Source organism: Bartonella sp. AC70YNML, assembly GCF_042196545.1.
Taxonomy (GTDB): Bacteria; Pseudomonadota; Alphaproteobacteria; order Rhizobiales; family Rhizobiaceae; genus Bartonella.
In genome coordinates, this window is the sequence record NZ_JBHIQK010000024.1 from 1 (window position 1) to 6,209 (window position 6,209).

The following is a 6,209-nucleotide window of genomic DNA, read 5'->3' on the forward strand; positions in this document are numbered from 1 at the left end:
ACATCATCAAAATCTCTTAAGGCTCTAATTCGAGTTAAGAAATGACCATCGATATATTCACAATCATCAATAAATTCATATTTTTTTGCAGGCTCTTGTTGATTAACAGACGCCGTTTCATTCGCAATATTAGAGATAACGGGGGTGTTTTTTGAGATATTTGTCATAATTAAAACCTTACGGGTTAATAACGTTTTCAATTGACACTCTATAAGAGCATCGGGCGTTGAAAACACGGCCGTAAGTCCGTTGCTATGCTTTTCCCATAAATGGGTATTGTATGGCATAACCACGCCCGACAAAATTCTCATATACTAACAAAAGCATAAAAGATAGCCAGTATTTTAAAGACATGAGAGAGGCTGTTTCGTAACCTATCCGCTTACGGTTTAAGTGTTTTCATCACTTGAGTATTTATATAACAAAATACGTATTTATTGTCAAACAACATTTTATCTTTTTTATGTTTTTTCTTATTTTTTAAATACGTTATGTATTGATAATATCTTATGCTTATTAATTGCTTCTTTTATATTTATATGCTTTTAAAGCTATATTATAGGTTTTATGAAACGATTGCGTTATTTTCTGAATCTATACATTTATAATATTTAGAAAAGCTCTCTTTATGCGTATTTTTAGCTTTATAACCTATCATTTTTTTACTAAATGAATTTTAAATTTTTTGTGAATTTTGTTTATAAGGGGCTCTAATTTAAACAACCTTAATAGCACCGCGCTCTTATAACAAATGTTTTCATTTGCATTTTTGCTTTCTCTATAGTTGTTATGTTCTTTATAGCCATGGCATCATTTTTCATGTTCATAAGAGAAATGATAAATAGGATAATTGTGATTTATTGCTTGTTATGAAAACATCTCAATAGAAACTGATCATTATAGAGATGAGCAAAATCCCTTTTAATAAACTTTTGTCAGTCTTGTCAGTTCTTTTTAGAACCTATATCATTTTTTTCAAATGAGAAAAATTAAAATCATTATATTTCAATATATTATTTTTTATCAATTTTTCAAAAAACAACCTATATCAATAGTACAACCTATAAATTCAACTAATGCTCTATGTTTTGTAAGGGTTTTGGGGGGAGTGAAAACATTCAAAACCTATAAGTAATATAAGAAAATGAATATACATAACCCTCTTTAAACAAAGCTTTTGAAAAGGATAAAGCACTCATTTTAAATTACGATATAATCTCTTAAAGGCAATCCAAATAAGAGTATCTAAAAGTGCAAATGATTTCTTTTTAGAATAACGCATATAAACACTCCCTTTAAGATGGTAGGTAATCAACTTAACAAGAGAGGTATAGATTATAGTTATAAGCTCTATACCCCTTGTGAATTTAGCATGCCTATCATATGAGCATGCTTTATAAGTTATTCAGTTTCTTTTAATACCAAATTTGGTAAGTTTTTTACGATTTTCATTGTTTCTAAACTTACAGTAATAACCCTTTGAAACAACTCTAGAGGGTAGGCAGGGTTGCCAACGGTTTCAACAGCATAGCGATTGGCATCATTCACAATACCACTCTTTTTATCAGTCTTTACACATTGACGTCCCATAACCCATTCAAGAGCGGGCTTGCCATTGACGATATACTCATAAACTTCAAGAGGGATATCTGTCATAATGATATTGCTGTTATAAATAACCGTTGATTTATCTTTCTCTTTACCTGCTTTTGCGAATTTCATTTCAGTCACATAATAGAATTTTTCGAGATTAGAGATTTCTGTCTGTTTTGGATTACCCTTTTTAAAGATCACGGGATAAGGCTCTACATCTTCATAATTCACGTGCAAATGACCTAGTTCACGTCCTGCTGTTACAAATTTCCAAAAGTCATCAGCACTCTTTACACACGGGATACGAGGCAATTCTTTAGAGAGGTTATCAGCATAACGGGCACGATAATCTTCCGAATGAAGTATACCGTAAACATAATAGAATAGATCATCCTTAGTGATTTTTTCATTAGGATAAGCTGCTTTAAAATGTGCTAATCCTTCATCAGTTATGGCATCATGCCTCTGTAAACCAACAGTTTTGTTTTCCTCTATAGAGTCTGTAAATAAAAGGGTTTGTTTCCCACTTTTACTTTTTGAAACCGTAGCATCTTCATAGATATATCTTGGAAAGCATTGACTATTCTCCATCACTTGAAATTCAGGCACATTCTTAGTCATAATAACAGAAAAATCTTTCTTTGCTCCCGTACCTGTAATTTGTATTACTCTATTTTCAACCGCTTGCCCCATTGGAAATATACATGGAATTTGGGCAACCATTTCATTAAAGGCACGATTATAATAGAGCCATTGTTGTGTAAAAGGACGATATAGGCTTTGAATAAGGCATGTATCTTCAAATTCAAAAATCTTTCCTTTAGTTAAATGTTTCTTAAGATTAATACTCCAACTAATTTTGCTTTCATCGGCATTAACAAAATTATCTACAGTTTTAGTACGTGTTTTACCGTTATCATGTGTATAAACACCATTAAAACGCTCCACTTCACTATTGTAGAAAGTAATCATATTACTCATATTCTTCGCGAGAGTTTCATTGCTTGCATTGTATGCCCAAGCATCACGATTGGTTTTTAGACCACAAGAATAAATCTCAAACAGTTTTTTACTATGAGGTTTCTTATCACCTAAAGCTAGGAATGTCTTGAAACTGTCATCACGTTGACCAAGCCAATCATTATGCTTATCCGGTATAATTATTTGCCAACCTTGTTTGCTCTGTGTAATACCATCAATGCTACCAAATTTTTTAATTGTCTTAAGCTTTTTTTCTCTTGTGAGATAATCTCCAATATCACGGAAATATATTTTCCCACGCTGTTGAGATTCTGGATTTTTTATGAGAATAGAGATAGCTATGGGAGCCCGTGATCCTTCACCAAAAATTCCACCACTTTCTTTCTTACGTTGTTCTCCAGAGGTCCGAGCGTTCCCCCGTAAATGGAAAATATAAAGGCTGCTAAATTCCTTAACGAGGCATTTTCTTAAACCATTTAAAGAACATGCATTAATAAACCCTGCGTTTGTCACAAAACCAATAATACCACAATCTTTTATACGGTCACTAGCCCATCGAATTGCTCGTATATAGCTATCATAAAGTGCTTGCATATTGATTGATTCAGATTGAGCAGCATAAGTTTCACTGATACGTTTATTTAATATGGGATAAGGGGTATTCTTCGCATTATCATTAGCACTTTTTTGACCAGTTGAATAAGGCGGGTTGCCGAAGATAACTTCGATAGTCAAATTTTTCTGATGCTCTAAATATTCACTGTTTTCTTTGAGAATACCTTCCATCAAATTTTTTTCTTCAATCATTCGAAACGTATCAGTCAAACCAATATGCTTGAAAGGGATATAATTTCCTTTCATAAGACCATGATAGGTTGCTTCGATATTAATGGCTGCTATGTAATAGGCTAGCAAGACAATCTCATTTGCGTGGATATCATAACGGTATTTATATTCCATATCCTCTGGTTTGATGAGATTGGATTGTAATAGCCGTGTGATAAAGGTCCCAGTACCCGTAAAAGGGTCAAGAATAGAAACACCACGTGAACCCAGGCTTTTTCCAAATTCATTGCGTAAAATATCATCAACAGAATGAATGATAAAATCAACAACTTCAATGGGGGTATAAACAATTCCTAATTTTTCTACTGTACGCGGAAAAGCGTAACGGAAAAATTCATTATAAAGCTCTACAATTAAACTTTGTTGTGCTTCAAGAGTGGTAATTCCACGCGTGTAAAACTGTACACTCTTAGAAATATTTTTGAGATCTTGAGATTCTTCTTTAGGAGTAACTTTATCAAGGGCATTGAGTACACGTTGTAAAGCGCAAGATACGGGATTTTCTTGAACAAACTGATGCCCCTCAAATAAAGCATTAAAGACTGGACGCGTCACAAGATGTTGCGCAAGCATTTCAATCGCATTTTCTTCGGAGAGGGTTGTGTTTAAATTGTTACGTAATTCGGTCATAAAATCATTAAACACCTGCCGTGTTTCAGTTTCTGATTTTGTTAAAACTTCAGTTAAGCGTGTGATATGAGTTTGAGCAAGATCACCAACATTTATTGCCCATTTTTTCCAATAGCTAGGATCGTAAAATCTATTAACAATAGCAGTTCTAATGACATCTTTACATTTAGAAAAAAGGGGGAGTTCTCCTTGTTCTTCACATGTGTGAGAAGATTCGTAAGTTGCTAACCCAATATTAAGTCCTGAATACTCTAATTTTGAGCGTATAGGTAAATCATCAATAACCGTGGTCGTATCTTCTAACGCAAGTTCTTGAGAAGCAGCAACAATTTCAAGAGCATCGCTTACGTCTTGTTTTTTGTGCATATGGTGAATTATTTTATTAAAGTTATCATCATGGGCACGTAAAGCATTGAGAACTTGCCAGATGACATTATACTTTTGGTTGTTTTCTAAGGCTATTTCCGGCGGAATATCAGCGGGTATCCCAACGGGTAGAATGATATAGCCTCTTTTTTTACCCTCTGCTCGACGCATTACACGTCCTATCGCTTGAATAATCTCAATTTGACTTTTGCGCGGGTGTAAAAATAGAACAGCATCAAGAGCAGGAACATCCACACCTTCAGAAAGACATCTTACATTGGTGAGAACACGACACGTATTTTCCCCCGCATCTTCCTTTAACCAATCAAGTTGTTTTGTACGCTCTTTAGCACTAAAGGTTCCATCAATATGTGCAAGGGTACAGTTAAGAGGAGGAGTATCTTTATAGTTCTTATGAAGAGCGCGCAAAGATTCTTGCACTTTTTCTTTTTTGAATCTCTTGCATATGCGTTTAGAAGTCTCAATATCTTTGCAAAAAGCTAAAGCTCTACGCATGGGTTTGGGGTCATCTTTAAGATCAAGTTTCAGATCCATTTTGGTAAGGGCTCTATAACAGCCATTAATCTTGGTCCTATCGTCAAGAATAAGTTCATAATTCTTATCGGTAATAAGATGTTGAATGGATTGGCTTACTTCTTTTTCATTGACAACTAATATGATAACTTTACAAGGTGCTAACAGCTTATCCTCTAAAGCACGTGAAAAGTTGTAAGTGTAAAGTTGTTTGCCATAGAGTTTTTCATTATCCATGGACACTAAAACGTTATTGGATAAGAAAGCATTCCTTTTTAGCTTGTCACTAAAGATCTTTGGGGTTGCTGTCATGTAGAGGCGTTTTTTGCCTCGAATAATGCTATTGTCATGAACCTTGATAAATTCAGATTCATGCTTGTCTGTTCCCAACACAACACCAGTTGTTCTATGGGCTTCATCACAAATGATCAGATCAAATTCAGGTAACCCATGGGTATTTTGTGCATCCGAAATCACTTGGATAGAATGGTAAGTCGAAAAGACCACGGTCATAACATCAAGAGAAGTCTTATTGGCTTTACGCGCAAGTGCTTGCGCATCGGTCGTAGCCGGCAAGACAAGATCAGAGGCATCGAGACTAGCCTCATCATCATGTTTCCCTTTACGACGCTTACCCACTTGTGTATCTGAACATACCGCAAAGGAACGCAAGGGCACTTCTGTATCAAGGGTCCATTCACGGATTGTTTGTGACATCAAAGCAAGGGAGGGTACCAGAAACAACACACGCTTGCCAGTTCCTGCTATGTGTTCTGCTATCTTAAGGCTAGTGAACGTTTTGCCTGTTCCACATGCCATAATCAGCTTGCCACGGTCTGCTTCTTGCAAACCTTCACAGACTTTCTCAAGAGCTTCTTTTTGATGATCTAAAAGCTTTTTTTTAGGTTGCTCTTTAAGGGTAGCTTCACCTTTTTCTTTATAAGCCCCCCAATCAATTTGACTGTTTTCTAAATCAAACAGATTAATCTGTTGAATACGAACCTCTTGACCATCACAAGTGTTGTTAGCATTATCACTCCAATTGCTTTCGGTGCTATCAACCAAAATACGGCGCGTAAAAATCTTTTTCCCAGAGGTAGCGATAAAGCTATCAATATCTTCTTTTTTAATTATGTGAGAAGCATCATAGCATTTACATTGAATAGCCGCATAACCTCCTTGATCACGGATTGTAGCGACCAGATCAATGCCGATATCACGTCCATCTTCATCATGCTCCTTAGCCCATTCCAAATAAG

General features: G+C 35.3%; 1 protein-coding gene. It reads right to left on the bottom strand.

Going from position 1 to position 6,209, the window contains the following annotated elements:
• Positions 1–1,401: 1,401 nt before the first annotated feature.
• A partial coding sequence (locus ACFIMU_RS08385) for a DEAD/DEAH box helicase (RefSeq protein ID WP_375697011.1) occupies positions 1,402–6,209 on the bottom strand: 4,808 nt, incomplete at its 5' end.